Source organism: Frankia sp. CcWB2, from assembly GCF_977927585.1.
Map to the genome: position 1 here is coordinate 4,245 of NZ_CDWRCM010000112.1, position 4,728 is coordinate 8,972.

Here is a 4,728-nt window from a genome sequence, read left to right on the forward strand (position 1 = left end):
TCGGCTCGGACCCCCCCCCCCCCCGCGACCGCCAGGCGGCCGACGACGACGGATGACAACGAGGTCGATACGAAGCGCGACACACGCGGTACGACATCGCCCACGTTTAGTCACTCACAGCATACAATGCATTACTCATGGTGAAGGATGTCAAGGGCGACTGGAGGTCGAGGTCGGTGGTCCCCTCTCCTGCCCGGTCGCGCGTCCTGCTGGTGACGCACTACTTCCCCCCGGAGACCGGAGCTCCCCAGTCCCGGTTGTCGGAGACGGCACGCGCGTGGGCGACGAACGGGCTCGACGTCACCGTACTCACCGGCATGCCGAACCACCCGGCGGGCAAGATCCCTGCCGCCTATCGCGGCGCCTGGCTGCGGACCGAGCGGGTCGACGGGTACCGCGTCGTGCGCACCTGGCTCTATGCCACTCCCAACGAGGGGATCACCCGCAAGACCCTCGGCCATCTGTCGTTCATGGTCACCAGCGTCCTGCTCGGCGGCCGGCCCGCCGGCCCGGCCGACGTGGTGGTGGTGTCCTCGCCGACCTTCTTTCCCCTCGGCTCGGCCTGGCTGCTCGCCAGGCTGCGAGGCGCCCGGCTGGTCGTGGAGGTCCGCGACCTGTGGCCGGCCATCTTCGAGCACCTCGGCGTCCTCACCGACCGGCGGGTCCTCGGCATTCTCGAACGCCTCGAACTCGCCGCCTACCGGGCCGCCGACGCCGTTGTCACGGTGACGGAGGGGTTCCGGGAAGACATCGTGCGGCGAGGCATCGCGCCGCACAAGGTGCACGTGATTCCCAACGGCGTGGACCTCCGCCGGTTCCACCCGACGACCGTGGCCTCGGCCGACATCCGGGCCCGGCTGAGCGCCACCGACGGCGACACCCTCGTGCTCTACCTCGGCGCCCACGGCATCTCGCACGGGCTGACCTCGATCGCCGACGCGGCCGCCCGGGTGACCGGCCGGCCGATCCGGTTCGCCTTCGTCGGTGAGGGGGCCGAGAAACGCAGGCTCGTCGGGCACGTCGAGCGCCTGGGACTGGCCAACACGGTGCTGCGCGACGGGGTTGCCCGCGAGGAGGTGCCCGCCGTCGTCGCGGCCGCCGACATCTGCGTCGTCCCGCTGCGGGACGTGCCGATGTTCGACACGTTCATCCCGTCGAAGATGTTCGAGTTCCTCGCCGCGGGCCGCCCGGTGATCGGGGCGGTCCGCGGCGAGGCAGCCCGGATCCTCCTTGCCGCCGGGCAGATGGTCGTGCCCCCCGAGGACCCGGCCGCGCTGGCGGAGGCGATCCTGGCCCTGGCGGCGGACCCGGACCGCCGGGCGCGGATGGCCCGCAGCGGGCGGGCCCACGTCGAGGCCCACTACGATCGCGACGACCTGGCCCGCCGGTACCAGACGCTACTGTTCGGCAACGCACCGTTCCCGGCGACGCCCCCACCGACGACCCTTTCCCCACCGGTACCGGTGCAGGTACCTGCACCTGCACCGGACGTGGTCGCATGAGGTTCCTCGTCACCGGTGGCACCGGTTTCCTCGGAAGCCGGGTGGTCGACCGGGCGCTCGCGGACGGACACCGGGTCGTCGGGCTGGCGCGCAGCGACGCGGCGGCGACAAAGCTGCGCCGACGCGGCGCGGGGACTGTGCGCGGTGACCTCGACGATCCGGCGACGCTGCTCCCGGCATTCCGCGAGGCGAACTGCGAGGCGCTGGTCAACATCGCCTCACTCGGGTTCGGCCATGCGGAGACGATCGTGACCGCCGCCCGTGCGGCCGGCATTCACCGGGCCGTCTTCCTTTCCACCACCGGGATCTTCACTACGCTCGATCCACCCTCGAAGCGGATCCGGGTAGCGGCCGAGGGGACCATCGCGGCGAGCGGGCTGGACTGGACGATCATCCGGCCGACGATGATCTACGGGGGTCCCGACGACCGGAACATGGCCCGGCTGCTGGCGCTGCTCCGGCGCGTTCCGGTGCTGCCGGTCCCCGGCGGGGGGCATCATCTGCAGCAGCCGGTGCACGTCGAGGACCTGGCCCGCACCGTGCTGCGCGCAGCGACGACCGCGGCGGCGATCGGACGCGCCTATGACGTCGCCGGGCCGGAGGCATTGACGTTCCGGCAGGTCGTGACCACGGCCGGCGCCACCGTCGGCCGACGGGTGATCTGCGTGCCCGTGCCGGTCCGCCCCGTCATCGCCGTGACCCGCGCCTACGAACGGCGGGTGTCCTCGCCAAGGTTGAAGGCCGAACAGATCGCCCGGCTCACCGAGGACAAGGCGTTCTCGATCGACGCGGCCCGCCGCGACCTGGACCATCGTCCGCGGCCATTCGCGGCCGGCATCGCGGCGCAGGCCGCCTCATCACCCGATCGGGTGACCCCCAGCCGCTCTCCCGACCGAACGGAGACCCGGATGTTCCGGATCGACCAGGCCACCCAACTGTTCCAGGACCTCCAACGGATCGCCAGGGTGGCTGGTCCCCCGACGGCGCTGCGCTTTGGTGCCGCCGTGGCCCGGCATGCTCCGACCATCCGCCGGGCGGGCAACCTGAATGCCGCTGACCGGGCAATGGCCGCCAGCGGCCACACCTACCGACCGCTGCCCGGGGTGACGGTCATGTTGCCCGGCACCGCGTTCGGCGGCGCGCGCGAGATGTACTGCCGCGGCGTCTACCACGCCCTCCCCGGGTACGCGCCGGCGGCCGGCGAGGTCGTCGTCGACCTCGGCGCGAACCAGGGCCTGTTCTCGGTGCTCGCGGCGCGAGCGGGCGCCGATGTGATTGCCGTCGAGGCGCAGCGCGGGTTCGCCCCCGCCTTCGTCAACCATGCCGCCGGCAACGGTGTGTCGAACCACATCCAACTGCTCCACGCCATGGTCGGTCCGACCGCCGGCGTGTTCGCCGATCCGCGGGCCCGCCGGAACGCGACGCACTGGGACGGAGACGTCGACGTCCTCACCATGGCAGAGGTGTTCGAGGCCGGCGGGGTCGACCAGGTCGACCTCGTCAAGCTGGACATCGAAGGCTCCGAGTTCGCCCTGTTCGACGAGCCCGGATGGCTGGACGCGGTTGGTCGGATCGTGATGGAGGTGCACACCGGGTTCGGCGATCCCCGTACGCTCGACGACCTGCTGGTCCGGCACGGCTTCGAGGTCACTCTGCTCGGTAACGACCTGGTGCCGACTGCCCATCTGGGCGACGCGGCGTCGGGTTACCTCTACGCCCGCCGGACCCGATCGACGACCCGGGCCATCCGCAGGCCCGCCGAGCCCGACGGTCGCCCGGTGCCGGTACCCGGCAGCCGCCCGTCATCCGAGCCCGGTTTCGTCGACGACCCCGCACCGCGGGGTGTCTCGGCGTGAGGCCGATGTCCAGCACCCGCCCGACCCTGGTCGACTGTGCCGGTGCCCGGATGGGCGGGGCGTTGCGGTTCCTGACCGAACTGGACGGTTACCTGAGCCTTCGGCCGGGCCTGCAGGTCCACCTGGTCGGCCGAGATCGCCGGATCGGACCGGGCTGGCTCGCCCGCCGGGAGCGGCCTGGGCGGTACGCGCGCGCGATCGCCCTCAACAACGTCGGCTTCCTCGCGACCCGCGGCGAACGATGGGTCCTGCTGCGCAACGTGCTGCACTTCCTGCCGGCGGAGGAGGCCCGACGGCTACCCGGCGGCCTGCCCGACGGCGTGGCCCGGACAGCACGTCTCGTGCGGCTGTTCGCCCGTCGTGCGGACGTGGTCGTCGTACCGACGACCACAATGGCGGACCGGGTTCTCACCATGCTTCCGAGCCTGTCCGCCAGGCTGGTGGTCCGGCCCCATCCGCTGTCCCCCGATCCGACCCTTCCCCGGGCCCGTACGCCGGGCCGGTTTCTGTGTCCCGTGTTGTTCGCGCCGTTCAAACCGATGGGGCGCCTGCTCCGCATGGTCGATGCCGCCGCGACCCGGCTTCAGGAGGAGATCGGAGCCCACCTCGCGATCATGGTCACCGCGACCGATCGCGAGGCCCACGAACACGGCTTGTCCCACTGTCGGACGCTGCGGTTCGTGGGCCGGCTGACGCTGGCCGAGCTGCGGGCCCACCAACGCGATGCCGGCGCGTTGCTGCAGCCGACGACGATGGAGTCCTTCGGCTACCCGCTCGCCGAGGCACGGCTCGCCGGGATACCCGTCATCGCCCGCGACACCTCGCACAACCGCGAGGTGGCCGGCCCGGTTCTGGTGCCGTACTCCCGGGAGTCGGCGGATGACCTCGCCGTGGCGCTGCGCACGGCGCTCACGTTCACGCCACGGCCCGAGACGGGAAACCCCTTCGATCCGACGCGTTACTTCGACTGGTTGCTCGATGCAGGAGAGAGCTCACCATGACGACGCAGACCCACCGAATCCCGCCGCGCCAGGGCCCATCGTTCCCCGCGGCACCAGCGGCACCAACGGCAGCACCAGAACCGGTAACGCCAGAACCGGCAGCACCAGAACCGGCAGCGACGCGAACCCCACGCCGAGCGAACTGGCCGACCCCCTATGACACCGCCGGTACCACCGGCCCAGCCGGTGCCGCCGGTCCCTCCCCCGCCGGATCGGCACAGCCACAGCCGGCGCCGGGATCGGTTCCCCTCACCGCAATCATCCTCGCCCACAACGAGGCACCGAACATCATCCGGGCGATCAGGTCCGTCGGTTGGTGTCGACAGGTCGTCGTCGTGGACTCGGGTTCCACCGACGGCACCGCGGATC

At 71.6% G+C, this 4,728-nt stretch carries 4 protein-coding genes; 3 read left to right on the plus strand and 1 reads right to left on the minus strand.

What is annotated here, in order from left to right; translation table 11 throughout:
- Window positions 1-137 precede the first annotated feature (137 nt).
- The 3 genes from ACY45C_RS13075 to ACY45C_RS13085 are packed head-to-tail and all read left to right on the plus strand — an operon-like array spanning window position 138 to window position 4,359.
- Window positions 138-1,502, plus strand: a complete 1,365-nt coding sequence (locus ACY45C_RS13075) for a glycosyltransferase family 4 protein (RefSeq protein WP_462187897.1) — start codon at window positions 138-140, stop codon at window positions 1,500-1,502.
- Window positions 1,499-3,358 (plus strand): FkbM family methyltransferase, encoded by a 1,860-nt coding sequence (locus tag ACY45C_RS13080; protein WP_462187898.1) that lies wholly within the window; start codon window positions 1,499-1,501, stop codon window positions 3,356-3,358. Before ACY45C_RS13075 ends, ACY45C_RS13080 begins: the two co-directional genes overlap by 4 nt.
- A 5-nt stretch (window positions 3,359-3,363) precedes the next feature.
- Window positions 3,364-4,359, plus strand: coding sequence for a glycosyltransferase (locus ACY45C_RS13085; protein ID WP_462187899.1), 996 nt, complete (start codon window positions 3,364-3,366; stop codon window positions 4,357-4,359).
- A 154-nt stretch (window positions 4,360-4,513) separates the two neighbouring features.
- Here the strand turns inward: ACY45C_RS13085 and ACY45C_RS13090 are convergent.
- Window positions 4,514-4,728: hypothetical protein (locus ACY45C_RS13090; RefSeq protein WP_462187900.1), on the minus strand; the 215-nt coding region annotated here is incomplete at its 5' end.